At 71.3% G+C, this 26,502-nt stretch carries 24 protein-coding genes; 12 read left to right on the forward strand and 12 right to left on the reverse strand.

From position 1 onward, the window contains the following. Both VGX25_RS20460 and VGX25_RS20465 read left to right on the forward strand, forming a co-directional pair. Positions 1-908 (forward strand): sugar ABC transporter permease (locus VGX25_RS20460; RefSeq protein ID WP_326919451.1); only part of this gene is annotated, 908 nt, incomplete at its 5' end. After that, the gene (locus VGX25_RS20465) at positions 905-1,801 is read left to right on the forward strand and encodes a carbohydrate ABC transporter permease (protein ID WP_326919452.1); all 897 of its coding nucleotides are present in this window, start codon (positions 905-907) and stop codon (positions 1,799-1,801) included. The genes VGX25_RS20460 and VGX25_RS20465, both read left to right, overlap by 4 nt. 38 nt (positions 1,802-1,839) lie before the next feature. Here the strand turns inward: VGX25_RS20465 and VGX25_RS20470 are convergent, their stop codons facing one another. From VGX25_RS20470 to VGX25_RS20480, 3 genes are all read right to left on the reverse strand, one after another. Continuing rightward, the gene (locus VGX25_RS20470) at positions 1,840-3,018 is read right to left on the reverse strand and encodes a cupin domain-containing protein (protein WP_326919453.1); all 1,179 of its coding nucleotides are present in this window, start codon (positions 3,016-3,018) and stop codon (positions 1,840-1,842) included. Positions 3,019-3,234: 216 nt separating this feature from the next. After that, the gene (locus VGX25_RS20475; RefSeq protein WP_326919454.1) at positions 3,235-4,809 is read right to left on the reverse strand and encodes a hypothetical protein; all 1,575 of its coding nucleotides are present in this window, start codon (positions 4,807-4,809) and stop codon (positions 3,235-3,237) included. 463 nt (positions 4,810-5,272) lie between these two features. Beyond that, positions 5,273-5,887 (reverse strand): TetR/AcrR family transcriptional regulator, encoded by a 615-nt coding sequence (locus tag VGX25_RS20480; protein ID WP_326919455.1) that lies wholly within the window; start codon positions 5,885-5,887, stop codon positions 5,273-5,275. Positions 5,888-5,989: 102 nt separating this feature from the next. Here VGX25_RS20480 and wrbA point away from each other — a divergent pair, with 102 nt between their 5' ends. Further along, entirely contained in the window at positions 5,990-6,598 is a 609-nt protein-coding gene (gene wrbA / locus VGX25_RS20485) for an NAD(P)H:quinone oxidoreductase (RefSeq protein ID WP_326919456.1), read from the forward strand. Here the strand turns inward: wrbA and VGX25_RS20490 are convergent. Beyond that, on the reverse strand, positions 6,564-6,881 hold the full coding sequence (locus tag VGX25_RS20490) for an alpha/beta hydrolase (protein ID WP_326919457.1): 318 nt from the start codon (positions 6,879-6,881) through the stop codon (positions 6,564-6,566). The genes wrbA and VGX25_RS20490 overlap by 35 nt on opposite strands. Positions 6,882-7,049: 168 nt before the next feature. Between VGX25_RS20490 and VGX25_RS20495 the strand changes: the two genes are divergently transcribed. The 4 genes from VGX25_RS20495 (at position 7,050) to VGX25_RS20510 (ending at position 12,417) form a co-directional block, all read left to right on the forward strand. Then, entirely contained in the window at positions 7,050-8,513 is a 1,464-nt protein-coding gene (locus VGX25_RS20495; protein ID WP_326919458.1) for a DHA2 family efflux MFS transporter permease subunit, read from the forward strand. A gap of 450 nt (positions 8,514-8,963) precedes the next feature. Then, positions 8,964-10,304: a prenyltransferase gene (locus tag VGX25_RS20500; RefSeq protein ID WP_422652981.1), complete on the forward strand. Its 1,341-nt coding sequence runs from the start codon at positions 8,964-8,966 to the stop codon at positions 10,302-10,304. Then, positions 10,301-11,539, forward strand: coding sequence for a cytochrome P450 (locus VGX25_RS20505; protein ID WP_326919460.1), 1,239 nt, complete (start codon positions 10,301-10,303; stop codon positions 11,537-11,539). The genes VGX25_RS20500 and VGX25_RS20505 overlap by 4 nt, the downstream gene beginning before the upstream one ends. Beyond that, the gene (locus VGX25_RS20510; RefSeq protein ID WP_326919461.1) at positions 11,527-12,417 is read left to right on the forward strand and encodes a UbiA family prenyltransferase; all 891 of its coding nucleotides are present in this window, start codon (positions 11,527-11,529) and stop codon (positions 12,415-12,417) included. Before VGX25_RS20505 ends, VGX25_RS20510 begins: the two co-directional genes overlap by 13 nt. A gap of 61 nt (positions 12,418-12,478) precedes the next feature. On the opposite strand, the gene VGX25_RS20515 is transcribed toward VGX25_RS20510, so the two are convergent. The 4 genes from VGX25_RS20515 to VGX25_RS20530 form a co-directional block, all read right to left on the reverse strand. Further along, positions 12,479-13,291 carry an SAM-dependent methyltransferase gene (locus VGX25_RS20515; RefSeq protein WP_326919462.1) on the reverse strand — a complete coding sequence of 271 codons (813 nt, stop codon included), beginning with the start codon at positions 13,289-13,291 and terminating at the stop codon, positions 12,479-12,481. 242 nt (positions 13,292-13,533) lie between these two features. Next, positions 13,534-13,779 carry a response regulator transcription factor gene (locus tag VGX25_RS20520; protein WP_326919463.1) on the reverse strand — a complete coding sequence of 82 codons (246 nt, stop codon included), beginning with the start codon at positions 13,777-13,779 and terminating at the stop codon, positions 13,534-13,536. Beyond that, a complete protein-coding gene (locus VGX25_RS20525; protein ID WP_326919464.1) occupies positions 13,767-13,946 on the reverse strand; it encodes a hypothetical protein in 180 nt (59 codons plus the stop codon). Before VGX25_RS20525 ends, VGX25_RS20520 begins: the two co-directional genes overlap by 13 nt. A 43-nt stretch (positions 13,947-13,989) precedes the next feature. Continuing rightward, positions 13,990-14,256 (reverse strand): hypothetical protein, encoded by a 267-nt coding sequence (locus VGX25_RS20530; RefSeq protein WP_326919465.1) that lies wholly within the window; start codon positions 14,254-14,256, stop codon positions 13,990-13,992. Positions 14,257-14,424: 168 nt separating this feature from the next. Here VGX25_RS20530 and VGX25_RS20535 point away from each other — a divergent pair, with 168 nt between their 5' ends. The 4 genes from VGX25_RS20535 to VGX25_RS20550 all read left to right on the forward strand — a co-directional run bounded on the left by VGX25_RS20535 (position 14,425) and on the right by VGX25_RS20550 (position 20,564). After that, the gene (locus VGX25_RS20535; RefSeq protein ID WP_326919466.1) at positions 14,425-15,453 is read left to right on the forward strand and encodes an iron ABC transporter substrate-binding protein; all 1,029 of its coding nucleotides are present in this window, start codon (positions 14,425-14,427) and stop codon (positions 15,451-15,453) included. Between the two features lie 62 nt (positions 15,454-15,515). Next, positions 15,516-17,012, forward strand: coding sequence for an iron ABC transporter permease (locus VGX25_RS20540; protein WP_326919467.1), 1,497 nt, complete (start codon positions 15,516-15,518; stop codon positions 17,010-17,012). Then, positions 17,009-18,022: an ABC transporter ATP-binding protein gene (locus VGX25_RS20545; protein WP_326919468.1), complete on the forward strand. Its 1,014-nt coding sequence runs from the start codon at positions 17,009-17,011 to the stop codon at positions 18,020-18,022. The genes VGX25_RS20540 and VGX25_RS20545 overlap by 4 nt, the downstream gene beginning before the upstream one ends. A gap of 4 nt (positions 18,023-18,026) precedes the next feature. Next, on the forward strand, positions 18,027-20,564 hold the full coding sequence (locus VGX25_RS20550) for an AMP-binding protein (protein WP_326919469.1): 2,538 nt from the start codon (positions 18,027-18,029) through the stop codon (positions 20,562-20,564). On the opposite strand, the gene VGX25_RS20555 is transcribed toward VGX25_RS20550, so the two are convergent. After that, positions 20,449-21,177 (reverse strand): ZIP family zinc transporter, encoded by a 729-nt coding sequence (locus VGX25_RS20555; RefSeq protein WP_326919470.1) that lies wholly within the window; start codon positions 21,175-21,177, stop codon positions 20,449-20,451. The genes VGX25_RS20550 and VGX25_RS20555 overlap by 116 nt on opposite strands. 90 nt (positions 21,178-21,267) lie before the next feature. Here VGX25_RS20555 and VGX25_RS20560 point away from each other — a divergent pair, with 90 nt between their 5' ends. Continuing rightward, positions 21,268-21,525 carry a YciI family protein gene (locus tag VGX25_RS20560; RefSeq protein WP_326919471.1) on the forward strand — a complete coding sequence of 86 codons (258 nt, stop codon included), beginning with the start codon at positions 21,268-21,270 and terminating at the stop codon, positions 21,523-21,525. A gap of 393 nt (positions 21,526-21,918) precedes the next feature. On the opposite strand, the gene VGX25_RS20565 is transcribed toward VGX25_RS20560, so the two are convergent. The 3 genes from VGX25_RS20565 to VGX25_RS20575 all read right to left on the reverse strand — a co-directional run. Further along, on the reverse strand, positions 21,919-24,642 hold the full coding sequence (locus tag VGX25_RS20565) for a LuxR C-terminal-related transcriptional regulator (protein ID WP_326919472.1): 2,724 nt from the start codon (positions 24,640-24,642) through the stop codon (positions 21,919-21,921). Positions 24,643-24,752: 110 nt separating this feature from the next. Continuing rightward, positions 24,753-25,628: an alpha/beta hydrolase gene (locus VGX25_RS20570; protein ID WP_326919473.1), complete on the reverse strand. Its 876-nt coding sequence runs from the start codon at positions 25,626-25,628 to the stop codon at positions 24,753-24,755. A 108-nt stretch (positions 25,629-25,736) separates the two neighbouring features. Then, the coding region (locus tag VGX25_RS20575) for a carboxylesterase family protein (RefSeq protein ID WP_326919474.1) at positions 25,737-26,502 on the reverse strand (766 nt) is incomplete at its 5' end.

The raw sequence follows: 26,502 nt of genomic DNA on the forward strand, positions 1-26,502 counted from the left end.
GCCCCCCCACCAACTGGGTGGCGATCATCCTGTTCCTGCTGCCGGCCCTGGCGCTGTTCACCATGCTGGTGCTGGCGCCGATCGTCGTGGCCGGGTACACGAGCCTCTTCCGGTGGAACGGGCTCGGCGGCCTGCCGACCAACTTCATCGGGCTGGACAACTTCACCCGGCTGTTCGACGACGAGGTGTTCCTCGGTGACCTGTGGCGCGGCCTGATCCTCATCGTGCTGTCGGTGGGGATCCAGCTCCCGCTGGCGCTGGGCATCGCGTTGCTGCTCAACCAGAGGCTGCCCGGCCGGGCCGTGTTCCGGTTGCTGTTCTTCGCTCCGTACGTGCTGTCCGAAGTGATCGCCGCCGTGCTGTTCCGGATGGTCTTCTCGCCCAACCGCGGGCTGGCCAACCACCTGTTCGGTCTTGTCGGGCTGGAGTCACTGGCCACGAACTGGCTCGCCGACCGCAACGTCGTGCTGTTCTCCCTGTTCCTGGTGATCAGCTGGAAGTACTTCGGCTTCCACATGATCCTCTATATCGCGGCGCGGCAGAGCATCCCGAACGAGCTGATCGAGGCGGCCACGATCGACGGCGCCGGCCCGTGGCAGACGTTCCGGCACGTGACCCTGCCGCTGCTCGGGCCGACGATCCGGATCAGCATCTTCCTGTCGGTGATCGGCACGATCCAGCTCTTCGACATGGTCTGGGTGCTCACCAGGGGCGGACCGGTCCACGCGTCGGAGACGATGGCCGTCACGATGTTCGAGTTCGGGTTCGTGCGAACGCAGGTCGGCTACGGCACCGCGATCAGCGTCGTCATGTTCCTGATCAGCTTCGTGTTCGCGCTGTTCTACCAGCGGTTCGTGATGCGTCGCGACATCGAGGGAGCGATCACCGGAATGCGAGACAACCGATGACGGCGACGGTGCGGGAGTCCCGGGCGCCGCAGCGGGTTCGCGCGAGCGGCCCGGTCCGGCGTGGCGGCGTGTCCGGCGTGCTGCGGCAGGTGGTGCTCTACGCGATCGTCATCATCGTCGGTCTGGGCATCGTGGTGCCGATCCTGTACGGGATCCTCGGCGGGTTCAAGGACAACGGGCAGCTGTCGAACAACCCGTTCGGCCTGCCGTCGCCGTGGATCTTCTCCAACTACGGCGACATCCTGGTCTCCATCAACTTCTGGCGTCCACTGTGGAACAGCACGTACATCGCGCTGGCTATGACCCTGGTCTGCGTCGGCGTGTCCGCCATGGCCGGCTACGTGTTCGCGCGGTTCGCCTTCCGCGGCCGGGAGACGCTGTTCACGCTGTTCACGGTCGGGCTGATGTTCCCGTTCGCGGTCGCGATTCTGCCGCTGTTCGTGCTGCTGCGCGAACTCGAACTGCTCAACAACCCCCTCGGCGTGATCCTCCCCCAGGCGGCGTTCCAGCTCCCGGTGACGATCATCATCCTGCGCGCGTTCTTCCGGACCATCCCGGCCGAGCTCGAGGAGGCGGCCACCCTCGACGGCTGCGGAGTGTACGGCTTCTTCTGGCGCATCCTGCTCCCCATGGCCCGCCCCGCCCTGGCAACGGTCTCCGTCCTCGCGCTCGTGACGAGCTGGAACAACTTCATGCTGCCGCTGGTGGTCTTCAACGACCCCGACCAGTGGACGATCCCGGTCGCGGTGTCCCAGTTCAACAGCCAGTACAGCACCGACACCGCGCGGATCCTGGCCTACGTCGTCCTCGCCATGGTCCCGGCGCTGGCGCTGTACGCCGTCGCCGAGCGGCAACTCGTCGGCGGCCTCGCCTCGGGCGCCACGAAGGGCTAGTGGCAGGAAGGTGAGCCGGCGGCCGCGTGGTGGTCCGGTCACCTGAGGACGATCACCCCGGCGCGCAACAGGGTGAACAGGATCTCGGCAACCTGCTCCTCGCTGACATCGGACTTCGCGCCCGAGTCGACGACCTCCCCGACCGTGACCCCGTCGTGGGACAGAACGGCATCGATGACCGGCTTGGCGACCGGCGGGAAGGACCACCGGCGACCGAGCCCCGTCAGGACGAAACCGTCGCCGGTACGGTCCACCGTTGCCCTGGTGGCGAGGAGGAGCACCCGAGCCTTCTTCCTGTCGAGCACGGTGTTGCTGCTCAGGATGTCCGGCAGGTCGAACCGCGGCAGGCTGTGGCTCGTCCCGTCGGCATAGGTGAAGAACTGCTCGAGCACGTCGGTCGACGTCAGGGCCTGATTCCAGTAGTCGCGCACCGCGGCCAGGTACGCCCGTCGCTCGTCCTCGCCGGCGAACCTCGGCAGGCGTTGCCGGATGAGCTCGTTCGCCGTCGCCCGGTCGACGAGCCATCTCATGAAGTCGATGCCACTGTCGGGGATGACACCGATGGTGAGGTGCAACGACGGTTCCCCGACCGCGCTGACCGAGTGCCACCATCCGTGCGGCAGGTACAGGACGTCACCGGCCGTCACATCGAACTCGGCGACCGGTGGGCCCGCCGGCCGTTGGTTCTCGGCGGAGTCGCGTACCAGGGGCCACTGCCGCGTGGGCCCGAATATTCGCCAGTGCTTCCGACCGGACAGCTGCACGGCGAAGACGTCCTGGTCGTCCCAGTGCACGTTGAACGCCGGGATCGGCAGCCAACTGGCGAAGATGTTGGCGAACACCTCGGCCCTGAGCTCAGCCTCCAGCGCGGCGGTGAGCCGTCGGACGGCGTCGTCGGCGTGATCCGCGCGGTCGACCGTCAGGGACGCTCCCTTTCTCAGCTCTTCGAGCAGCCGGCCGGCAACGATTCTCCGGTACGGCGGGCCGCCGCGCCGATCGATCAGCTCCGTGTAGGTCTCGACCGGAATCAGCTCGCCGCCGCGCGCCAACCTGAACCGGGGAGTCTCGAACCGGACGCTTGCCAAGATCGCGTTGAGGGTCTCCCAGCCGGCCACGCCGTGAAAGCGGCTCTCGTCGCCCTCGTAGAGCGCCCACGTTTTCCCATAGGTGTTCCGGCGAAACTCGTCTACCGGCTGCGGAAAGACCAGATCGGCCAACCGAAGACTCGTCAACGACGTGTCCGTCAGCTCGAGCCCGGTTGCGGCTTCAAACCCCTGGACCCCACGCCACTGCTCCCGGTTCCGCCCTCGTTGGCCCCGTCAGCCCTGGTCTGAACACGCATCGACTCGACCGGATCAATCTCCTGCAGCAGGTTCTCGATCGTCGGGGTGGCGGCGTCCTGATCATTGTCCGTCATAGCTGATTTTCCGACTCTATCCATAGGGATTGGGGGCGCTGCTGGAAGCATTCGTCTCGGTGAACTCCTCGATGGCCTGTCCCAGCTGCCGTCCGAGGGCCGAGGTGGCGGCGCCGTGGCTCGCCAGCGCGGCACCGAAGTCGTGCATGCGGGAAACCACCCATTTGAGCCGGCGCGGAGGGGGGAGGGTGAACACGAGCCGCAGCGCCTCCTCGGCACCCTCGGCCTCGCCGGCAAGAAGCCGAGTGTGTCCGACGCCGATCCTTGCCGCGGCTTCACGATCGAACGCCCGGCTTTCCACCGGCATGCCCTCGTACAGCTGAATTGCTTCGTTGATGGCCTCCTGAGCGGGACCGAGGTCGCCGAGCTGAAGGTATGCGGTGTTCGATTCGTACAGGAGCTTGGCCCGTGGATAACCGAACATGCCACCGAGGTGGTCGAACAGCTCGCTGTCTCCGGTGGCGGAGTCGAACGCGTCGAGGGCCGTCCGGACCGCGGCTCGTGACTCGTCCGGGCGCAGAGCTCGCCCCGAATATCTCGCTATCGCGCTGTAGAGATACGCCTGGGCGATGGGCTCGGTGGCCCATCGGGTCGCCGAACGAGCCAGGTCGAGGGCCCGTTGCGGCCGGTTGTCCCGGAAGGCGACGGCGGCCTGCATGACCTTGGCGAACAGCCGCAACGAGTTGTGGCCGATGATTTCCGCGTAGGCCCACGCCGCCCTTGCCTGCTCCACGGAGGCTCGGGGAAATCCGAACGCGTCACTCGAGTTTGCGAGCAAACAGCAGGTGACCGACGCCAAGTAGTACAGGTGCCTGGTCTGGTCCGGGTACTGCCGCTGTTCCAGGAACCGGTAGATCTCATCCCGCAGCTGCACCGTGTCGGCGAAGATGACGAGCGGGTCGGCATGGAGCCGTTCCCTTGTGAGCCGTTCGACCTCGGCGGTGAGCTCTTCAAGCGTGGTCGCAGGCATGATGTGTCCTTGCGCTCCTTCGGCGTGCTCGCGTGACTGGTGGGCCGCGGCCATGACGATGTCGGACAGGGCCCACGGTCTGTCCCGCCGCGGTGCGTGCGGTTCGGCGTTCAGCGTCCGATTCGTGGCGAGCACCAGCGATGGGCGGGTGACGGGATGGATCCCGGACGGCTGCCCGCGCTGCGTCGACCGCGCCTCGCCGGCGGGCTCGTCCTCGCCCGGTGGCTTGAGCGCGGCGCGTTCATGGCTGTTCAACCAGTCGAGGTCGTCGAAGTCGACGAGTTTCCATTCGACGGTACCAAAAACGGTCGCCAGGTTGCGTAGCACGGTCAGGGTGGGTTTGGCGCCGCCGAACGGCCAGGCCTCGTAGTCGGCGATGCGCTTGCTCGACATGGGGGCGCCGGGATCGTCGATGAGCTGGTTGTAGCGCTGGGCCACCTCGTCCTGGGTCAGGTCGTTGGCGTACCGCCAGGCTTGCCGGGGCCGGTAGTGCCACTTCGACAGCATGGCCATGGCGATCTGCTCGGTCGTGAAGCCCTGCTCCCGCATGGTGCGGCGAAGCCGGTCACGCTCGGGCTTGCTGCCCGCGGTGTTGCGCCCCGTCCCCTCGCGCCGTGTCACGTGCCGTCACCGCCCTGAGCCGCTGGGTGAACGCGATCTCAGAGTACGAGGCGCGGCGTCGGTCACGCTACCCACGACCGGGGACCGAACCGTCGCCGTTGCGGCGTTTGCCCTCGTCGCGGGCCGGACTTTCGAACGGGCGGCGATCCCCGGCGCCGGCAGTGCGCCCGGCCGCCGTCATCGCCCATCCTTGATGCCGGGAGCGCTCCCCCTTCCCACGTCATCTCGAAGGGGTGCGTAAGAATGAACGGTGATCCTTTCCTGCTGCTCCTGCTGCTGGTAGGCGGCCTGGCATTCACCTTCGGCGGCTTCATCGGGGCACAGCTGACGATATCCGCCAACCACCGGCAGGACAGACACCGCGCGCTGGAGCGACGGGCGCTCAACGAGATCTGGCAGCAGCTGCGCGTCGAGGGCGACATCGACAAGGCCCCGTGGATGGCACGAGCCGATCGCCGGGAGCTTACCCGCCGGTCAGCCGGGACCAGCCGATCAGCTGATCCAACCCGGCCTTGATCCGCTCGGTCGTGAAGCCGGAGACCCGGCGCTGGTGGTCGAGCAGGCTCGGGGTGAGCGGGGCGAGCAGGGCGTCGGCCAGGTAGTGCGCGTCGGCCTCCGGGCGGATCTGGCCGATCAGCATCACCAGGTGGTGGTGCCACAGCCGGAACGGGCCGGAGCCGTAGCGGGCGGTGGGCGCGCTCTTCTCCCTGAGCAGGAACAGATCCACCTGCTCGGAAAGGTGGTCGAGCAGGCCGTGCAGAAACGCACGCAGCCGCTCGGCGGGCGGGGCCCCCGGTCCGAGCGGGGGCGGACCGTCGATGAACGCCAGCTGGAACTGCTTCTCCCGCTCGTCGACAAGGGCGCCGACCAGGCCGGCGCGGTCGCCGAAGCGGCGGTACACCGTGCCGACGCCGACGCACGCGGCCCTGGCCACCTCGTCGAGGGAGATCGAGCCGGCGCCGTTCGCCTCGACCAGCCGGGTGGCCGCCTCGAGGATCTTGCGCCGGTTGCGGGCGGCATCGGCCCGCTCGACCGGCTCCTGGCCGGCGAGCGGCAACGGAATCCGGCGCGTGCTCATGGTGCTCATATTGTGGACCAGCCGTGAAAGCGGAGAAACCTCCAGTTAGCCTCACGGGCAGGAGCCAAACCGGAGAACTCTCCGATTAAGCGAGGAGGCCGCGTGATCGCCAAGATCGCCGTCGTCTACTACTCCGCCACCGGAAACGTGCACCGGCTCGCCGAAGCCGTCGCCGAGGGCGCCGAGAAGACCGGCGCCGAGGTGCGCCTGCGCCGGGTCGCCGAGCTGGCGCCCGACTCGGCCATCGACTCGAACCCGGACTGGCGCGCCCACGTCGAGGCCACCGGCCACGTCGACCTCGCCACCCACGACGACCTGATCTGGGCGGACGGCTACGCGTTCGGCAGCCCGACCCGGTACGGCAACATCGCCGCGCAGCTCAAGCAGTTCATCGACACCACGGGGCAGCTCTGGCAGGCCGGCCTCACCACCGGCAAGACCGCGACCGCGTTCACCAGCGCCTTCAATGCGCACGGCGGCAACGAGTCCACCATGCTCGCGCTCTACAACGTCCTGTACCACTGGGGTTCGATCATCGTGCCGCCCGGCTACCTCGACGCGACCGTGTACGCCGCCGGCGGCAACCCGTACGGCACCTCCCACCCGTCCAGCCGGGGCGAGCCGACCGAGGAAACCCTTGCCGCGGCCCGCTTCCAGGGGCAGCGCCTGGCCACCGTCACCGCTGCGCTGCTGACCGGCCGGCGGGACTGAGGAGAAGGCGGACGAACGCCCCGGCCTGCTTGAGCGCGTCGGCCGCCTCGGGAAGGAACGACCAGAAGATGTGGAACGCGTGGGTGGCCACCGGGTAGAGCTCCAGCCGGGCGTCCACCCCGCACGCGCGGGCATGATCGGCCAGCTTGTGCGAGTCGATCCGGAACGGGTCGCCGGTGCCCACCTGGATGAGCATCGGCGGCAGGCCGGCCAGATCGGTGGTCAGCGGGCTGAGCACCGGATCCTCGAGCGGGTGGCCGGCCAGGATGACCCGAGCACGCAAGGGCCGAGCGGTGGCCCGACGTCACCCGGCTGACCTCGGTCGATCCGGACCGATGAGTTTCCGGCGGACGGATCGTCAAAAAGTTGTCGCCCGGATGTCGATGTGGACCAACCCGATCCGACGTAGCTGTGAACGACGGGACAACAGATGACCCAAGGAGGGATCCCCATGACCGCCACGCCCAGAACGGACCGATCGCGCTGGATGGCGCTGTACGTGCTCTGCGTGGGCATGTTGATGATCGTCCTGGACGTGACGATCGTGAACGTCGCGCTGCCGTCCATCCAGCATGATCTCGGCTTCTCCCAGAACAACCTGGCCTGGGTGGTCAACGCCTACCTGATCGCGTTCGGCGGCCTGCTGCTGCTGGCCGGCCGGCTCGGCGATCTGATCGGCCGGCGCCGGATCTTCCTGGTCGGGTTGACCATCTTCACCGTCGCGTCGCTGCTGTGCGCGGTGGCGCAGACCCAGTTCATCCTGGTCGCGGCCCGCTTCGTGCAGGGGGTCGGCGGCGCGCTGACCTCGGCCGTGATCCTCGGCATGATCGTCACGATGTTCCCCGAGCCCAAGGAGCAGGCCAAGGCCATCGGCGTCTACGGGTTCGTGGCGTCCGCGGGCGGATCGATCGGGCTGCTGGCCGGAGGCGCGCTGACCGCGGCGATCAACTGGCACTGGATCTTCCTGATCAACCTGCCGGTCGGCGTCGCGACCGCGCTGGCCGCCGTGCGCCTGGTGGACAACGACAAGGGGATCGGCTTCCGCAACGGGGCCGACCTGCCCGGCGCGGCCGTGCTGACCGCCGGCCTGATGCTCGCGGTGTACACGATCCTTGCGGTGGAGAAGCAGGGCTGGGGCTCGCTGCACACGATCGGCCTCGGCGCGGTGTCCGTCGGGCTGGTGGCCGGGTTCGTGGTCCGGCAGGCCCGCATCCGCAACCCGCTGATGCCGCTGCGGCTGTTCGGCTCCCGCAACGTGGTGGGCGCCAACGTGATCCAGGCCCTGCTGGTGGCCGGCATGTTCGGCATGTTCTTCCTCGGCGCGCTGTACCTGCAGCAGATCCTGGGCTATGACGCCCTCGAGGTGGGCCTGGCGTTCCTGCCGACCACGATCGTCATGGGTTACCTGTCGCTGCGCGTCTCCGGCCCGCTGACCATGCGCTACGGGGCACGGGCGACGCTGCTGCCCAGCCTGGTCCTGATCGGCGCCGGCCTGCTGCTGTTCGCAAGGACCCCGGTGGACGGCACCTTCGTCACCGACGTGCTGCCGGCCATGATCCTGATCGGCACCGGAGTCGGGCTCGGCTTCCCGGCCCTGATGACGCTGGCCATGTCCGGCGCCACGCCGGAGGATTCGGGCCTGGCGTCGGGTCTGGTCAACACCAGCGCGCAGATCGGTGGCGCGATCGGGCTGGCCGTGCTGGCCACGCTGGCGGCCGAGCGCACCGGGAGCCTCAGCGGCGCCGGCGCGCCGACCGCCGAGGCGCTGAACTCCGGATTCCACCTGGCCTACCTGATCGGCGCCGGGCTCGTGGCCGTCGCACTTGCGACCGCCGTCGCCCTGCTGCGGTCGCCGGCCCCGGCCGCCGACCCGCAGGAGGACCCGGAGGAGCTGGTGCCCGAGTACGTCAACTGACCGGGGGTGCGGGCTGGGCGGGAAGCAATGTCGCATTGCTTCCCGCCTAGCACGTTTCTGCGCATGCGTAAGAGCCAATCGGGCGAATGTACTCCGATTGGGTAGTAGTTAGCCCCGCGAGCGCCCCGCAATGTTACCTTACGTTTCGTGGCGGTGCGCAATAATTGGGTTGCGAAAACCACCAACAGTGTCCCGTCGCTGCTGGGGGAAATGTACTCCGATCATCATGGTGAGTTCTCGCCATCGGTTTATGAAACCGGACGGCTGGTCACTCGGGCGCCGTCGTTGCGCGGTCACCAGGCGCGACTGAGATTTCTGCTGAACCGCCAGCGACCGGACGGCGGCTGGGGCGGACCCGCCGGCTACGGCATCGTGCCGACACTGAGCGCGACCGAGGCATTGCTCAACGCGCTCCGAAAATTGCCGGACCGCGGCAATTATCACGACGTTGTGAAAACGGTCGACCGGGGCTTGCGCTGGTTGTTCGACCGGTTGAATACCGGCGATCCGCCGCAACTACCGGACACGGTCGCGGTGGAGATCGTGGTGCCCGGGCTGATCGCCGAGATCAATGCGCAGCTCGACCGGCTGGACGCCGAGCCGATCACCGGGCTGGGTCGCTGGCACGGCGGCCCGCGGCTGCTCCCGCCGCACGGCGCCAACGTCGAGCTGCTCGACCGGTTGCGCGCCATGGTGCGCGCGGGCCAGCCGCTGCCCACCAAGCTGGTGCACTCGCTGGAGGTGCTCGGCGACGCGGCCGAGGGCGCGCCGTTCGTCGAGCCGGAGCGGGGCTGCGTGGGCTGCTCCCCCGCCGCCACCGCGACCTGGCTCGGGGACCGGGCCGTGCGCGCCGGCCGGCACCGCTGCGTTCGCTATCTCGATGCCGTGCAGCGGCGGCGCGGCGGACCGGTGCCGGTGGCCGCGCCGCTTGCGGTGTTCGAGCGGGCCTGGGTGCTGGCGTCGCTGCGCGGCGCCGGCCTGACCGTTCCGCGGCACAACGGCCTGGTGCGCAGCCTGCACGCCGCGTTCGGCGAGCACGGGGTGGCCGGCGGGCCGGGCCTGCCGCCCGACGTCGACGACACGGCCACCGCCCTGTACGCGCTGGCCCTGCTCGGCAGCCCGCGCCGCCCGGACTGCCTGTGGGAGTACCAGAACGACCGGTACTTCATGTGCTATCCCGCCGAGCGCACACCGTCGACGACCGCGAACGCCCATGTGCTGCAAGCGTTCGGCGCGAACCTGGGGCCCGATCTGCCGCAGCGCGACCGCTACCTGGACGCGATCGGCCTGCTCATCGGCTGGCTGTGCGACGGCCAGCGTCCCGACGGGAGCTGGCGGGACAAGTGGCACGCCTCTCCCTACTACGCGACCGCGTGCTGCGCGATCGCGCTCGCCGAGTACGGCGGGGCCGCGGCGGCGGGCGCCGTGCGCCGGGCGGTGCGGTGGGTGCTCGACACGCAGCGCCCGGACGGATCCTGGGGCCGCTGGGCCGGCACCGACGAGGAGACGGCCTATGCCGTGCAGATCCTGATGCGCGGCCGGACCCGGCCGACGGACGCGCTGCTGCGAGCGGTCGCGCGCGGCTGCGGGTTTCTGCGCCGCCCGAACGCCGGCGCGGAGCATCCGCCGCTGTGGCACGACAAGGATCTCTACACCCCGGGCCGGATCGTGCGGGCGGAGACGCTCGTCGCGCTGCGCCTTGCCCTTGCCAACCCGCGCGTCGCCGCCCGGATCCCCCGGCCACGCGGCGGCCTGCGCGCGGATCCGGACCGGGTGCGCACGGCCAGATGAACCGGCGCGAGCTCCGCATGTCCCTTGGCACGCTGCGGTTTCTGGACGCGCACGCCGGTGCCCCTTGCGGTGTGCTCGACCTGCGCACCCGGCCGGCGCCGAAGGTCCTGGTGTGGCATCCCGCGGCGATCGACTGGATCTTCCGGTCGGACCAGCGGATGCGCCATCCCGGCAGCCGCAGCCTCACCCCGCTGTTCGGCCGGCGATCCCTGCTGTGGGCCGACGGTTCCCGGCACGCCGCCTACCGTCAGGTGCTCGGGCCGCCGCTGCGCGGCCGCCGGTTGGCCGCGTACCGCGGGATCATCGCCGAGGCGGTGCACTCCGCGATCGACACCCTGGTTCCCGGCGGGCAGATCGCGCTGCCGGCGTGGACCAGGCGGCTGACCCTGGGGGTCATGGCACGAATCGTGCTCGGCCGGTCCGACGACGCGCTCAACGCGGCGTTCACCCGCTGGATCGAGCGGGCCCTCGGTGCGCGGCACCGCACGCTCGCCTACCGCTACCTGGCCGGCGGCCTGCCCGCGTCGGGCGTCGAGCTGGACGAGCGGCTGGTGCGGACCGCACGATCCACCGTGGACAGTTGGCCGGCCACGCTCGCCGCGCTGCTGCTGGCCGGAGACGGCCCGCTGCGCGGCATCGACGACGCCGAGCTACGTGACGCGATCGTGTCCCTGCTGTTCGCCGGGCACGAGACCACGGCCGCGGCGGCGGCCTGGACGCTGTACTGGTTGGACCGCGAGCCGCGGATCCGGCAGGAGGTCGCCGCCGAGCTTGCCGGGACCGACGGCTCGACGGCGGCGCGGGTTCCGTTGCTGCAGGCCGTGATCGCCGAGGCGCTGCGGCTGGCGCCCCCGGTGACCGTCGCCGAGAACCGCGAGCTGACCGGCGACGCCGAGCTGCTCGGCCGGCCGCTGCCCGCGGGCACGACCCTGACCCCGAGCATCTACCTTGCGCACCGCGATCCGGGCCGGTTCCCGGACCCCGGCCGGTTCGACCCGCACCGGTTCCTCGGTGATCGCCTGCCGCCGCAACACTATTTCCCGTTCGGCGGCGGCAGCCGGTACTGCCTCGGCAGCCAGCTCGCCCAGCTGGAGATCCGGATGATCACCGCGGCCGTGCTGCGCCGGGTCGACTGGCACTGCGTCAATCCCCGGGCCGCCGTCCCCCGGTTGCGGGGCCACGCCATGGCGCCCGACCCGCGGCTGCGGATGAGCGTGCGATCGTGCCGGGACTAGCGTGGCGCGACCTGTTCGTCATTCACCGGCTCGAATACCCGCTTGCGCTCACGTATCTGTGCTACGCCGGCTGGGGCGCCGGCTACGCGGCGGGACGGGCCGCGCCGTTGGCGCCGGCGGTCCTCGCGGTCGCGGCGAACGCGTTGCTGATCCTCGCCGCGCTCGCGCTCAACGCCGCGGCCGACGTGCGCACCGACGAGCTCGACGCGGACAAGGGCGACCTGGCGGGCGCGGTGCTGCGGCTCGGCCGCGGCCGCACGCTCGGCCTCGCCGGCGCGGAGGCGGGCGCCGGGCTGGCCTGCGCCTGCGCGGTGGCGCTGCTGACCGGCCGGTGGATCGTGCCGGGCCTCGCGGTGGCCGCGGCCGTGCTGCACCTCGCGTACAACGTCGAACCGGTCCGCCTCAAGCGGCGCGGGTTCGCCGGCCCGCCCGCGTTCGGCCTCGGACTGGTCGGAATGCCGTTCCTGCTCGCCTACTGCGCCGTGGCCGCGGACGGGTCCGTCTGGCCGGTGTGGCCGGTCTTCGCCGGGCTCACCGTGCTGGCGATCGGGCGCACCGCGTGGTGGTCGGTGCCGGACCGCGCCGCCGACACGGTCGCCGGCGTCGGCACACCGGCGGTCCGGCACGGCGCGGCCAGGGCGCTCGGGCTGGCCTGCCTGATCATGCTGGCCGGGCTGGTGCTGCTCGCCTTGGGCCTGGCCCGCACGCTCGGGTTCGCGTGGGTGATCCCCGGGATCGCCGCCCATGCCGCCTTCCTGATCACCAGTGTGGCTCTGTTGAGCCAAAGTACGCTGCCCAACGGGGCGGTGCGGCGCCGTGGCACGACGCTGGTGGTGATCGGCGAGGTGGTCCTCACCGCGCTCCCGCTGGTGGCCTGATCAGCGGCGGACGCGAGGTCGCGGGGTGGGTCGGTGGGTTCGGCCTCGCGGGAGCGACCTGTTAGACACCGGGTTTGCGGGCCAGGCCGGTGGGAACGCGCACCCGGTCGGCGTTGCGCTGGGGGTCGTCGCCGGGATCGGGGCGCCACAGCGGCAGCGGAACGAGGCCGGGCGGGACGAGCTCGAGCCCGGTGAAGAACTCCGCGACCTGCTCCGGCTCCCGCAGCGTGACCACCGGCGGCACGCCGAACATCTGGGCGAACAGCATGAAGCCGTTCATCAGCTCGGTGGTCGCGCTGAAGTGCGAGATGCCGAGATAACTGCCCGAGCACAAGGCATCCACATAACCGGCCACCATGGCGGCCGGCTCCTCGGTGTCCGGGATGTGCAGCAGGGTCTCGATCATCAGGACCGCGACCGGCCGGCTCAGGTCGAGCAGCTCGCGCAGCCGCGGCGCGCCGAGAACGTCGTCCACCCGGCGGATGTCCGCCTCCAGATAGTCCGCGTTCTCGTTGTCGCGCAACAACTCCTGGCCGTCACGCACGAGGTGCGGATCGATGTCCACATACAGCACCCGCGACTGCGGATCGGCGGCCTGCGCGACCTCGTGCACGTAGCCCATCGTGGGCACACCGGATCCGAGGTCCAGGAACTGGCGCACGCCGCACTGCACCAGGTACCGGACCATCCGCCGCACCATGGCCCGCTGCTCGCGCACGAGATACGGCACCTGCGGCGCGCAGACCATAATGTGGTCGGCGTACTTGCGATCCAACTCGGCATGGTGCACGCCGCCGAGCCAGTAGTCACGAATGCGCGCGATGTTGAACGCGGGCGCGCTCTTGTCGTTCGGAGCCTCGATGGGGAGCACCATCTCGCATAACGCCATCTATCCGGGTGAGTTCGCAAAAGCATGCCACGATGGACGATCGGACGTCCAGAGCAACAGGACCCTACTACGGCGGATCCTCGATCGCAGCGGGGCTACCAAGGCCGTGCTGACCAGCCACAACCCGACGAGATCTGCTGCAATCGTTCCCATCGCGCGCCACCTGCCGGACGGCGGCGCCGCGGTGCCCGCCGTTGGACTCATATCTCCAGGTCATCACGTTTGCATCACTCACAGGAGTGAAGAACTGTTCCGTCAACCTTTCCACCGGACCGTTGCCATTCCGTAAGAACCGTCTTGCAAAATGGTCGGATCAGGCCGTGCTCGCGGGCGTAGATGGCGGCCTGGGTGCGGTCGCGCGGGCCGAGCCGGCTCAGAATGCGCGAGATGTGGTTCTTGACGGTGCCCTCGGACAGCAACAGCCCGGCGGCGATCTCGCGGTTGGTGGAGCCGGCGGCGATCAGACGCGGCACGTCGGTTCTCGCGCGGGGTCAAACACCTCGGCCGACCCGGGTGAGGCCGAATGGCCGGCCAGCGCGGCGGCCACGTGCCGGGCGGACGCGGCGTCGAGTTGGGCGACCCCACAGTGGGCCAGGCGGACGGCCTCGGCCAGCTCGGCGACGGGGAGATCCTTGAGCACGTCCTGGTCGGCGCGACCCTCGTCCGGCTGCCCGCCGGGCCGATCAGGCCGCCAGCGCCGGGGACGGCTCGGGCAGGGCGACGACCTCGACGGGTCGGGCGGGCCGGCGGCGGCCGACAAGGGCCACCTTGATCAGCAGCAGCCCGGCCAGGACGGTGACCGCGACCAGCATCCAGCCGGCGTCGCGCACCCCGTGATCCCGGCTGACCACGCCGAACACCAGGGCGAACGGCAGGAACGCCATCCAGGACAGGGCGCTCACGCCCGACGCCACCCCGGTGCGGACCGTGGACGGCACGGCGTCGTGCAAACGTTTGGTGACCAGGATGCCGCCGGCAACAAAGACCCCGACTCGAGCCGCACACGGGCGAGCCTAGACCCGTGGGCCCTCGGTGGTCGGGGGATGGCCGTGCGGCCTTGAACCAACCATAAGGCTAGCCTTACCTTCTGAAGAGGTAAGGCTAGCCTAGGAGGAGCTGTGCTCTCTCGCCGCCGCGTGGGCGCCGTCGCGTTGCTGCTGACCCTACTCGCACCCACCGCGGTGGCCTGCGGTAACGGGGACGGCAGCGGGTCGGACGCGCTGGTCGTCTACTCCGGGCGCACCGAGCAGCTCGTCGGCGGGCTGCTCGATCAGCTCAGGGAGGCGACCGGGCAGGACGTCGAGGTGCGCTACGGCAGCAGCGCGGAGCTGGCGGCGCAGATCCTCGAGGAGGGCGACCGGTCCCGGGTCGACCTGTTCTTCTCCCAGGATGCCGGGGCGCTGGGCGCGCTGTCCGACGAGGGCCGGCTGGCCCAGCTTCCCGCCGATGTGCTCAACCTGGTCGCCGACAAGTACCGGGCCGACGACGGCACCTGGGTGGCGACCTCGGCGCGCGCCAGGGTGGTCGCGTACGACCCGGCCCAGGTGCGCGACTCCGACCTTCCGTCCAATTTGGACGCAGTGGTGGATCCCAAGTGGCGCGGGAAGATCGGCTACGCCCCCACCAACGGCTCCTGGCAGGCGTTCGTCACCTCGGTGCGGGTGCTGCGTGGCGAGGACGGCGCCCGGGACTGGCTGACCAAGTTCGCCGCGAACGAGCCCAAGCGGTTCGAGAACAACATCGCGATCCTGGACGCGGTCAACAAGGGTCAGCTCGCGCTCGGACTGATCAACCACTACTACTGGTACGCCAAGGTGACCGAGGAGGGCGCGGACCAGGTCAAGGCCAGGCTGCACTTCGTGCCCGGCAACGACCCGCTCGGCCTGGTGAACGTGGCCGGGGTCGGGATCGTCAACGGCAGCGACCGCGCCGACGCGGCGCTCAAGGCGGTCCGGTTCATGCTGTCCGAGCAGGGCCAGCGATACTTCGCCGACCAGACCGCGGAGTACCCGGTCGTCAAGGGGATCACCACCACCAAGCACAAGCTGCCGCCGCTCGACGAGATCCACGGGCCGGACATCGACCTGTCCAAGCTGTCGTCGCTGCAGCAGACGCTGGCGATGCTGCAGGAGGTGGGACTGTCCTGACCACGCTGACGCAGGAACCCGCGGGCCGAAGGGAAACGGGAGTCCCTCGCCGGGCTCCCGCATTGACCGTCGCCGCGGTGCTGTCGGCGGCGGCCGCGCTGATCCCGCTGGGCTACCTTGCGGTGCGCTCCTTCGAGCACGGCGCGGGCACGGTGTGGCGGGTGCTGTGGCGCGACCGCACGGTCGAGCTGGCCGCGCGCAGCCTGGCGCTGGCCGGCGCGGTCACGGCCGCCTGCCTGGTGCTCGGCGTGCTCGCCGCCTGGCTGGTGGTCCGCAGCGATCTGCCGGCCCGGCGCCCGGTCGCGGTGCTTCTCGTGCTGCCGCTCGCGGTTCCGTCGTACGTGTCCGGTTTCACCTGGATCGCGGAGTGGCCGGTGCTGGCCGGGTTCAGCGGGGCGTTCCTGGTGCTGACCCTGGTGTCGTTCCCGTACGTGCTGCTGCCGGTGGCCGCGGCGCTGCGCGCGGCCGACCCGGGTGTCGAGGAGGTCGCCCGCTCGCTTGGCAAGACGAGCTGGCAGACCTTCCTCGTGGTGACCCTGCGGCAGGTTCGGCCGGCGGCCACCGCGGGCGGGCTGCTGGTCGCGCTCTACGTGCTCAGCGACTTCGGCGCGGTGTCGCTGATGCGCTACGAGGCGTTCACCATGGGCATCTACACCAGCTACCGGGCCACGTTCGACCGCACGCCCGCGGCGATCCTCGGTTGCGTGCTCGTCGTGCTGGCCATCGCGCTGACCATCGGCGAGCGGCGGGCCCGCGGGGCGGCGGCCGTGCGGTCGTCGCGCGGGGCCCCCAGGACGGCGGCGGTGGTTCCGCTGCGCCGGGCCCGGATCCCGGCGGTGCTCGGGGTGCTGGGGCTGATCACCGTCTCGCTGGGCGTGCCGGTGTACAGCCTGGTGCGCTGGCTGGTGATCGGCAGCTCGGCCGGGATCGACATGGCCGGGCTGGTGTCGGCGGCCACGGGCACGGTCACGGTGTCCGCGCTCGGCGCCCTGCTGACCGTGCTGATGGCCATTCCGATCGGCATCCTGGCCGCGCGCCACCGCGGCCCGGTGGTCCGCGGCGTGGAGCTGGCCAGCTTCGCCGGGCACGCGCTGCCGGGCATCACGATCGGGCTTGCCCTGGTGTTCTTCGGGATCCGGCTGGCCCCGGCGCTCTACCAGACCACGCCGATGCTGGCCTTCGCCTACGCGGTGCTGTTCCTGCCGCTGGCCGTCGGCGCCGTGCGCACCGGGGTGTCCAACGCGCCGCCGGTGCTCGAGGACGTGTCCCGCTCGCTGGGCAAAGGCCGGGCCGCAACCCAGCTGCTGGTCACGCTGCCGCTGGCCGCGCCGAGCATCGTGGCCGGCGCCGCGCTGGTGTTCCTGACCTGTGCCAAGGAGTTGCCGGCCACGCTGCTGCTGCGACCGACCGAAGTGGACACTCTGGCCACCGAGCTGTGGAGCAAGACCGAAGGTGCCGCGTTCGCCGCCGCCGCGCCGTACGCCGCGGTGCTGCTGGTGGTCGCCGCGCTCCCGGCGCTGCTGCTGGATCGCTTCCTGCATACGAGAGGGCTGCCATGACCGGGCTGACGGTGAAAGGGATGGTCGCGGGCTACGGGGCCGATCCGGTGCTGCGCGGCCTCGACCTCGCGGTGCCGGACGGCGGGCTGGCCGCCGTGCTCGGCCCGTCGGGATGCGGCAAGACCACGCTGCTGCGGGTGATCGCCGGCCTGCATCCGTTGTGGGAGGGGCGGATCGAGCTCGACGGCCGGGTGCTGGCCGGCGACGGCGTGCACGTGCAGCCGGAGCGTCGCGGGATCGGCATCGTGCCGCAGGAGGGCGCGCTGTTCCCACACCTGAGCGTGGCCGGCAACGTCGCGTTTGGACTGTCGCGGGAGCAGCGGCGCAACGGGCGGGTGGACGAGCTGCTCGAGCTGGTCGGGTTGGCCGGGTTCGGCAGGCGCATGCCCGCGGAGCTGTCCGGCGGCCAGCAGCAGCGGGTGTCGCTGGCCAGGGCGCTCGCGCCGGGCCCGGCGATGGTGCTGCTGGACGAGCCGTTCTCGTCGCTGGACGCGGGCCTGCGCGACGCGCTGCGCGCCGACGTGCGCGCCGTGCTGCGGGCCACCGGGGCGACCGCGCTGCTGGTCACACACGACCAGGAGGAGGCGCTCGGCGTCGCCGATCTCGTCGCCGTGCTGCGCGACGGCGTCGTCGCGCAACTCGGTACCCCGCAACAGGTCTACGGCACACCGGCGGATCTCGGCGTGGCGCTGTTCGTCGGGGAGGCGGTCACCTTCCCGGGCTCGTGCCGCGACGGCATCGTGGACACGCCGCTCGGCCGGCTGCCGGCCAACGGGCGGGGCAGCGGCACGGTTCTGGTGCGTCCCGAGCAGATCCACCTCAACGGCGGCTCCGGGATCGCCGCGACCGTGACGGACGTGCTGTTCCACGGCCACGACGCCACCGTGCTGCTGCGCCTGGCCGGCGGCGGTGCGGTGCGCTCGCGGGTGCAGGGGCCGGTGCCGGCGCGGCCGGGCGACGACGTCACGCTGACCGTGCGCGGTCCGGCGCTGTTCTTCCCCGGAGCGTGATGGAATGAGTCAGGCGCTCGAAGCCGTCGGCGTGCCGTTCGCGCGCGATCTGTGGCTGCACGGCGACCGGCTCGCGGTGGTGGCCCCGGACGGCACCTCGTTGACCTATCGGGAGTTGGCCGACCGAGTGTCGGATGTCGCGGCGCGGCTGGGCGCCGAGCGGCGGCTCGTGCACGTCACCGCCACCAATGACGTCGAGCCGCTGGTGACCTACCTGGCGGCGTTGCAGGGCGGGCATCCGGTGCTGCTCGCGGCCGACGAGTCGGTGATCTCCAGGTATGACCCGGATGTGGTGCTGCGGCCGCACGGCGCGGGCTGGGACCTCGACCGGCGGCGGCCGGGCACGGCGCACACGCTGCATCCCGAGCTCGCGGTGCTGCTGTCCACCTCGGGGTCGACCGGTTCGCCCAAGCTGGTCCGGCTGTCGGCGGACAACCTGCAGGCCAACGCCGCGTCCATCGCGTCCTATTTGGATATACGAGACACCGATCGGGCGATCGCGTCGCTGCCCGTGCACTACTGCTACGGCCTTTCGGTCGTCAACAGCAACCTGCTGCGCGGCGCGGCCGTCGTGCTGACCCATGAGTCCGTTGTGGACAACCGGTTCTGGGACACCGTGCGGCGGCACCGGGCGACCAGCCTGCACGGCGTGCCGTACACCTTCGAGCTGCTCGACACGGTCGGCTTCGACCGGATGGAGCTGCCGAGCCTGCGGTACGTCACCCAGGCCGGCGGCCGGCTCGACCCCGGCCGGGTCCGGCGGTACGCCGAGCTCGGCCGCGCCCGCGGGTGGCGGTTCTTCGTCATGTACGGGCAGACCGAGGCGACCGCGCGGATGGCGTACCTGCCGCCGGAGCTCGCGGCGTCCCGCCCGGCGGCCATCGGCGTCCCGATCCCGGACGGCTCGTTCTCCCTTGCGCCGGACGGTGAGCTGATCTACCGCGGCCCCAACGTGATGCTCGGCTACGCCGAGCGCCCGGCCGACCTGGCCCTCGGCCGGACCGTCGCTGAACTGTCCACAGGAGACATCGCGCGCCGGGCGCCGGACGGGCTGTACGAGATCGTGGGCCGCAAGAGCCGCTTCCTCAAGCTGTTCGGGCTGCGCATCGACCTGGCGCAGGTGGAGCGCGCACTCGAGTCGGCCGGCGTGACCGCGGCGTGCGCGGGCACCGATGACGCGCTGATCGTGGCCGCGGTCCGGCCGCGCGACCCGGACCGGATCCGGTCCATGGTCTCGGCGCGATGCGGGCTGCCGGCCGGACGAGTGCGGGTCGTGCCGGTGGCCGCGCTGCCCCGGCTGCCGACCGGCAAGATGGACCATCCGGCCATCGAACGGTTGGGCACGGCGGATCCGGCGCGGCCGGCGGGGCGGCGCACGGTCCGGGCGGCGTTCGCGCGGGTCCTGCACCGCGACGACATCCCCGACGACGCGACGTTCGTCAGCCTCGGCGGCGACTCGCTGTCGTACGTGCGCATGTCGATCGAGCTGGACAAGGCGCTCGGGTTCGTGCCGGACGGCTGGCCGAACCTGCCCGTCGCCCGGCTCGAACGGCTCCGGCGCCAGCGCGGCCCGTTCCGGGCGATGGAGACCAACATCGTCCTGCGCGCGCTGGCGATCATCCTGATCGTGTGCACGCACGTCGAGCTGTTCTCCATCTACGGCGGCGCCCACCTGCTGCTGGTCGTCGCCGGCTACAGCTTCGCCCGATTTGGACTGTCCGGTGTAGACGATGGGGTGACCGGCCGGATCCTGCGCAGCGGCACGCGGATCGCGGTGCCGGCCATGCTGTGGCTCACCTTCCGCGCGGCGGTCACCGAGGACGTCGGCCTCACCAACGTCCTGCTCATCAACAACTACCTGACCCTCGGCACGGCCGGCTACTGGTTCATCGAGGCCCTCGTCGGCGCCCTGCTCCTGCTGAGCCTGCTGTTCGCGATCCCCGCCGTGCGCCGCTTCGAGCGCCGGCACCGCTTCGCGTTCGCGGCCTCGGCACTGCTGGTCGCGCTGCTGTTCCGGGTGCCGGACGACCCCGCCACGGCGTTCAACGAGCGCGACATGAGCACGCACAGCGTGCTGTGGTTCCTCGTCCTCGGCTGGCTCGCCCACCGGGCCACGGCGCCCATCCAGCAGGCCTTCGTCGTCACCATGGGCGTCGTGCTGCTCCCCGACCACTTCGAGGACCCGATCCGCGAGGGCGTCGTCCTCGCCGGGCTCGTCCTGCTGCTGTTCGTGCCGCGGCTGTCCGCGCCCAAACCGATGGCCGGCACCATCGCCCAGATCGCCAACGCCTCGCTGTACATCTACCTGACCCACTACGCCGTCTTCCCGGCCCTGTCGGGACACCTCCCGCCCCTGGTGATCGTCGCCGTCGCCCTCGTGGTCGGCATCGGCGCCGCCTGGCTCGCCGGTCTCGGCGGGCGGCTGCTCACCCCGGTCCGCCGACGATCAGCGCGACCAGGAAGCCCGCCGTGGTCACCAGCGCGGTGGGCGGTCCGCCCCGCTCGTGCGCCTCGGGCAGCATCGTGCTCGCAATCATCGTGAGCACCGCACCGGCGGCGAACCCCTTGATGGCCCCCACCAGCCCGTGCGGCATCCCCGTGATCGCCAGGTAGCCGACCCCGGCCGCCAGCGCCGACAGCACCGCGATCCCCGCCCACAGCAACACGATCGCCCGCCGCCCGTGCCCGGCCCGCCGCAGCCCCACCGACGAGGACAGCGACTCCGGAATATTGCTGAGAAACACCGCCAGCACGAACGCCGCGCTGATCCCCGCCGGGTCGAGCAGGGTTGCCCCGATCGCAGCCGACTCCGGAATACCGTCCAGCGCCGCCCCCACCACGATCACCATCGCCGCCGCGCCCCCGTGATCGGCCGTCGCCCGCCGCCGCCGCGGCACACCGGTCCGGCTGACCCACAGATCACACCCGAAGAACACCGCCGCCCCCGCCGCCAGCGCCGTCCCGGTCACCCACCCGCCGTCGTCCACCCACGACTCGGCAACCAGATCGAACGCCACCGAGCTGAACAACACCCCCGACCCGAACGCCATCACCAGCGCGATGGCCCGCGGCGACCACCGGGTGAACAACCCCAACACCCCGCCCAGCACCAACGACGAGCCACCGAGGAGCCCCCACAGCGTCGCTTCCAGCACCCGGCCAGCTTCGGCGGCCCCGCTGCCCCGAGCAACCCGACACGCTCACCCCCGGCCTGCCGGATACCTGAGGCCGGCTACCGTGCCAGCATGATCGTCCTCGAGCTCGCCTTCACCGACGCCCCGGAACGGCTGGCGGCCCGCCCTGCCCACCGGCAGCGCCTGGCCGAGCTACACGCCGACGGGCGCCTGGTGATGGCCGGCCCCTGGTCCGACGACTCCGGCGCGCTCCTGATCTTCCGCACGGATCGAGCCGGACTCGACGAGATCATGGCCACCGACCCGTACTACTCCACACCGGGCGTGACCATCGCCGCCCTACGCGAATGGCAGCCGATCATCGAGTAGCGGCCCACAGCACAACATCCCGCCCGGCAGAGCTCCGGCGAAGTCGGCTCCGGGAACGCGTCACACGACTGCACCAACGCCGAACACGCCACCGCGTAGGTGTGTGACGCGCCCGGGCCAGCAGGGGCTCGGCTGCGCGGGGCATCCGACCGGCACCCCGGCCTTCGCCGGCCCACAGGTGATCACTCGGCAGTTGATCTCCGCGTCCAACCCATCCCCCACCGCTCCACGGGGGGCGACCCCGCAGCCAGTCTACCAGCGGGGACGGGTGGGGAGATCAACTTCGGGCGGGGTATGGACGGGTGGGTGGGTGTGGACAGGTGGGCGTTATCGGAGCGGGATATGGGGATGGTCTCGGGGGATGTGGTAGGGGCAGCGGGCCCGGCTTGGGGGTTATCTGAACAGGGCCGCTAGTTCGACTCGGGAGCGGATGCCCAGTTTGGCGAAGATGTTTCTGAGGTGGTGGTCGACGGTTCGGGGGCTGACGACCAGTTGGGCGGCGATTTCGCGGTTGGTGGCGCCCTCGGCGACCAGGTGGGCGATCTGCTCCTGTTGGGGGGTGAGGGCGGTCTTGGTGCGGGGGAGGATGCGGGGGACGGATTCGCCGGCGGCGCGGAGTTCGGTGCGGGTGCGTTCGGCCCAGAGGTCGGCTTCGTACTGCTGGAAGATTTTGAGCGCGTCGCGGAGGTGGTCGCGGGCGGCGCGGGGTTGGCGGGAGCGGCGGAGTTGGTGGGCGTAGAAGAGCTCGGTTTTGGCTAGTTCCAGGGCGGCGTTGGCGGAGCGGTGGAGGCGGATGGCTTCGCGGAAGTGTTCCTCGGCCGCGGCGGAGTCCCCGGCGAGCAGGGCGTGGCAGCGATGGGACTGGGCCAGGCGCGGGGTGCTGCCGGTGGCGGTGGCCCAGCTGTCGAAGGTTTCCAGGGCCTGGGCGGCCTTGGCGTGCTCGCCGCAGCGGACGGCGGCCTCGACGAAGTGCGGGGCGGCCATGGCGCGGATGGCGGGGTGCATGTAGCCGGTGCCGGCGGCGAGCAGGCGCAGGCGGTCCATGGCGTCGGCGGGGCGGTCATTGGCCAGGTCGGCGCAGGCGACGGCCCAGGAGCTGAGGGCGCTTGGCCGGCCGAGGCCGCGCTGGCGGGCGCCGGGGGCGGCGGCCTGCATGCGGAACAGCGTGGTCTCCCGGTCGCCGAGCAGGGCGGCGAGGAGCGCGAGGATGGTCAGGTGGCTGATCACGCTGTTCTCCTGGCCGAGGGCGCGGCCGACGCGGATGCCCTCCAGGGAGCTGGACATCGCGGTGATGTGCCGGTCGTGCAGTAGCGCGGACATCGACAGGTAGACGCAGGCCCACGGCAGCAGGACGGCGAAGCGCTGGGCGCGGGCGGCGCCGACGGCGCGGGTGGCCAGCTCCTGGGCCAGCACGGCGTCGCCGAGGGTGTAGGCCGCCTCGCTCGCCCAGATCGCCGGCATCGGATCGCCGGCGGACTCCGCGGAGTGGACCACCCGTCGAAGCGGTTCGACGGCCTCGGCGTGCCGGCCGGCGTAGGTGGCCGCCATGCCGGCGAGGTGGTCGAACATGAGGCGGGTGGCCGGCGGCTCGTCGGGACGGCGCAGGCCGGCGGCCCGGTCCGCCACCTCGACGTAGTGCTGGTAGTTGCCGGCAAGGCAGCTGGCCTCCGCGGCCAGCATGAGCGCGCTGACGGCCAGGGTGCGGTGCGCGCCTGCCAGCTCGGTCGCGGCGCTGAGCAGCGCGGCCTTGGCCAGCATCGGCGGCCCGTCGCGCAGCTCGATCTCGCCGTGCAGCAGGTCGACGAGGCCGCGCACGTCCCGGGAGCTCGCCAGCGGCCGGGCCTCGCGCAGCAGGGCCCTTGCCGGCCGGACCCGACCGGCAAGCGAGTAGTCGGTCGCCGCGGCGATCAGGCGCAGCGCCTTGGCCTCCGGCTGCGTGGTCAGCGCGGCGGCCCGGTGGTACGCGCGGGACGACGCCAGGTAGTCCCCGGTCTGTCTGGCCGCGCCGGCGGCGGCGTCGAGCTGGTCGGCCATGCGGTGCGGCGGCTCGGTGGCCATCGCGACCCGCTGCCAGGTCCAGCGCAGCGGCTCCCGCTCCGGATCGAGCACCCGGGTCAGCAGGGCGTGCGCGGCCCGCCGCTGCGCCAGCGACGCCTCGGCGTACAGGGTGGATCGCACCAGCGGGGTCGGCAGCTCGACCCGCTCACCGTCGAGCCGGACCAGGCCGGCCGACGTGGCCTCGTCGAGCGCGGCGAGGTCGACGCCGGCCTCGGCCGCCGCGCGCACCACGGTTCCGGTGTCCAGCCGGTCGTCGACGACGGCCAGCATCACCAGTCGACGCGCTTCGACGGACAGGCGCCGGAACCGGCCGCGCAGCTCGGCCCGCAGCCGGCTGCCCGGCGGCAGCGACTCCGGCCCCGGCGCCTCGCCGGACAGCTGCTCGGCGGTCAGCGCCGCCGCGAGCTCGATGAGCGCCAACGGATTGCCCGCGGCCAGCTCGACCAGGTCATCGGCGAGATCCTCCGGCAGCCCATGCGGGATCTGGTCGGCGAGAACCTGCCGGCTGGCAACGGGATCCAGCGCGTCGAGCCGCAACACCGGTATTCCGGCAAGCAGATCGTCGGGCGCGTCGGCGGTGAGCACGACGAGGATCGGCGCACCGGCCAGCCGCCGCGCCGCGAAGGTCAGCGCCGCCACGGAGATCCGGTCCATGCGGTGCACGTCGTCCGCGCGGCAGAGCACGGGCCCGGCGCCGGCCAGCTCGCCGAGCAACCGGTGCACGGCGACGAACAGCCCGAGCCGGTCCGCGGCGGGCCCGGTCCCGTCCGCCACCGGCCGCAGCGCCTCCGCGTGCGCGGGCGGCAGCCCGGGAACCAGGTCGACGACCGGCGTGAGCAGCCGGTGCAGCCCGGCGCCGGGCAGGTCGGCCTCCGACTCGACGCCACAGGTCTCCAGCACCCGGAAGTCCCTGGCCGCCACCGCGTCCAGCAGCGTGGTCCGGCCCATTCCCGGCTCCCCCAGCACGATCAGCGACGCGCCCCGCCCGCTCCTGGCCGACTCGAGCGCGCCGTGCAGGGTGGCGAGCTCCCGTTCCCGTCCGCGCATCGTCGCGCTCATGTCGCCCAGTGTCGCCGCCCGATTACGCACGGGGAATGGCAATAGTGCACAACGACCGGTGGCGACCGCAGTGCGCGATCGCCACCGGCTTGCCTGTGGACGGGTCGGGATTACACCGTGAGCGGGCAGGTGTTGCGGTACTCCTCGGTCGACACCGAGCCGGTCGGTCCCGGGCAGAGGAACTGGAGATACCGGGTGTCGTTGTCCACGAACGCCTTCAGCCAGGAGATCATCATGCTGGCCTGCGGCACGTTCGCCGTCTGCGGGAAGAAGTGGCTGGCGTTGTTCAGCTCGAGGTAGGCCTTCTCCGGCGCGCTGAACATGCTGACATAGAACGGCTCGGAGTGCGTCGCCACCGGAGCGACGGTGTCGGACTCACCGCCGATGATCAGCGTCGGGACCCGGATTCCGGGCCAGCTCTTCGTGGTGTGCCACGGCGCCAACGGGATCGCGGCCTGCAGCGACGGCCGGGCGTTGGCCGCGGCCAGCGAGCCGCCGCCGCCCATGGAGTGGCCGGCAACGGCGAGCCGGTTGCGGTCGATCCGGCTGGCCGCCGGGCTGCTGTTCACCGCCCAGTCCAGCGCCGCAAGCAGCTGCGCGCCCCTGGAGTCGGGCTGGTCGAACACCGAGTTGGTCTCGATGCCGACCACCACGAAGCCGAACGAGGCCAGCCGCGGGCCCAGCCACGACAGGCTCGACCAGCGGGCGGTGAACCCCGGCGAGATCGCGACCGCGCCGAACGTGCCCTCGCTGGTGCTGGTCGGGTAGTAGATGATGCCGCCGCCGAAGCCGGGCACCAGGGACGAGATGGTGGACTGGGTGACCGCGAACGTCCCGCGGGACGCCGCGATGCTGGTGCTGGTCGGGTCCGGGCCGCGCTGGAACGGGTTGTCGGCGGCGACGGCCGGGGACGCCAGCGCCGTACCGGTCAGCGCGACCGCGAGGGCGAACCCGGCCAGCAGGGATGTGATGCGTGGGAGATGCACGTCGTCGTACTCCTTTGCAGGGCTTGCTGTCCTGGAACGGACAGCAGCCATCGTGGCGAGCACGGCGCGATCCACGCATCGGCGGAATTGCCGGTGTCCATATGCGAGCTAGCGGGCGAGTGCCTCCCAGAAGGCGCAGTTGCTCGCCGCGGCGATGTCGATCGGCCTGATCCCGTTCGGGCCGAGGCCAAGCGCGAGCACGTCGTCCGGGGAGCGGAACCGGTGCCAGGCCGGCACACCCCGCCCGTTGGGGTCGCCGTCGCGGGCGAAGTTGGTCCAGTAGCGCACCATGGCCGCAGACAGCGCCTGCTGCTCCGGGGTCAGCGGCCGGCCGAACAGGTTCGGGAACAGGAAGTTGAGCTCGACGGCGTGCTCGGCGCCCTCGTCGAAGTTCGGCACGTCGACCAGCGGTGGCGCGGTCCGGTCCACGAACTGGTAGCCGAACACCGGCACCGGCCGCGGCCGGGCGGACGCCAGCCGGTAGCTCGTCAGATGCTCGCATGTGGACAGGGGGGTGCCGGAGTCGGTCTGCACGGTGGACAGCGCGATCGTCGGCGACGGGTAGCTCGCCAGCGGGTACCGCTGCAGCACGCGGTCGGCGTCGGCGCCGTAGCTGGCCCGCAGGATCTGCTCGTACTGCTCCGGCGTGACCGGCCGCCCGACGGCGTCGAACTGCAGGCTGACGAACAGCCGCATCTCGTCGAGGGTGTTGCCGAGCAGCAGCGGCACGTGGTGGAAGCGGTCCGTCCGCAACGCGTCGGGCGGCTGCAGCGGCAGCTCGCGCCCGCCGACGACGGGGCCGCCGCCCGGCCACTGCGCGAGCAGGTCGCGCGCCGGCTTGGCGCGCAGGCAGGCCACGTCCGCGCAGCCGACC

The sequence above is a fragment of the Actinophytocola sp. genome (assembly GCF_035942955.1).
Classification (GTDB): domain Bacteria; phylum Actinomycetota; class Actinomycetes; order Mycobacteriales; family Pseudonocardiaceae; genus DASYTH01.

What these genes read in the sequence shown, in the direction of transcription:
- VGX25_RS20465 (WP_326919452.1), top strand. Translation starts at nt 905, where the DNA reads ATGACGGCGACGGTGCGGGAGTCCCGGGCGCCGCAGCGGGTTCGCGCG.
- VGX25_RS20480 (WP_326919455.1), bottom strand. Translation starts at nt 5,887, where the DNA reads ATGAGCACGCGCCGGATTCCGTTGCCGCTCGCCGGCCAGGAGCCGGTC.
- VGX25_RS20495 (WP_326919458.1), top strand. Translation starts at nt 7,050, where the DNA reads ATGACCGCCACGCCCAGAACGGACCGATCGCGCTGGATGGCGCTGTAC.
- VGX25_RS20505 (WP_326919460.1), top strand. Translation starts at nt 10,301, where the DNA reads ATGAACCGGCGCGAGCTCCGCATGTCCCTTGGCACGCTGCGGTTTCTG.
- VGX25_RS20515 (WP_326919462.1), bottom strand. Translation starts at nt 13,291, where the DNA reads ATGGTGCTCCCCATCGAGGCTCCGAACGACAAGAGCGCGCCCGCGTTC.
- VGX25_RS20545 (WP_326919468.1), top strand. Translation starts at nt 17,009, where the DNA reads ATGACCGGGCTGACGGTGAAAGGGATGGTCGCGGGCTACGGGGCCGAT.
- VGX25_RS20550 (WP_326919469.1), top strand. Translation starts at nt 18,027, where the DNA reads ATGAGTCAGGCGCTCGAAGCCGTCGGCGTGCCGTTCGCGCGCGATCTG.
- VGX25_RS20560 (WP_326919471.1), top strand. Translation starts at nt 21,268, where the DNA reads ATGATCGTCCTCGAGCTCGCCTTCACCGACGCCCCGGAACGGCTGGCG.
- VGX25_RS20565 (WP_326919472.1), bottom strand. Translation starts at nt 24,642, where the DNA reads ATGAGCGCGACGATGCGCGGACGGGAACGGGAGCTCGCCACCCTGCAC.